The organism is Achromobacter sp. SIMBA_011 (genome assembly GCF_046535435.1).
GTDB classification, from domain to species: Bacteria; Pseudomonadota; Gammaproteobacteria; order Burkholderiales; family Burkholderiaceae_B; genus Achromobacter; species Achromobacter dolens.
The window spans coordinates 1-362 of record NZ_JAWRWN010000120.1 but is presented as its reverse complement, the minus strand read 5'-3'; the positions used below and the strand labels follow the sequence as shown (position 1 = coordinate 362).

Annotated in this window: 1 pseudogene; it reads right to left on the bottom strand. The window is 57.2% G+C overall.

The window, feature by feature from the left end:
* Positions 1–362: pseudogene (locus SB816_RS30195) on the bottom strand (hypothetical protein); the annotation flags it as partial.

Sequence of the window (362 nt, the reverse complement as noted above, 5' to 3'; positions counted from 1 at the left end):
CACACGAACCGGCCCGTTTTCATTTCCAATAGTCTTCGCAGGTTCGACGGCCTTTGAATGGTTCGATGCAGATGCCGACCTCCCTTTCACCAACGAAACCTGTTTGCGATTGGCTATGACGTGGCGGATGCGCCGCGCCAGCGCTTCGCGCGTATAGGGCTTGGAGAGAAGTTCAACCCCGGCATCCAGCTTGCCGCCATGCACGATGGAGTTTTCCGTATAACCGGAAGTGAAGAGCACCGCGAGATTTGGCAGCCGTTCCTGTGCCCGACGCGCCATTTCCCGGCTTTTCAAAGGCCCGGGCATCACCACGTCGGTGAAGATGACATCGATTGGAATGCCGCTTTCGACCACCGTCAAAC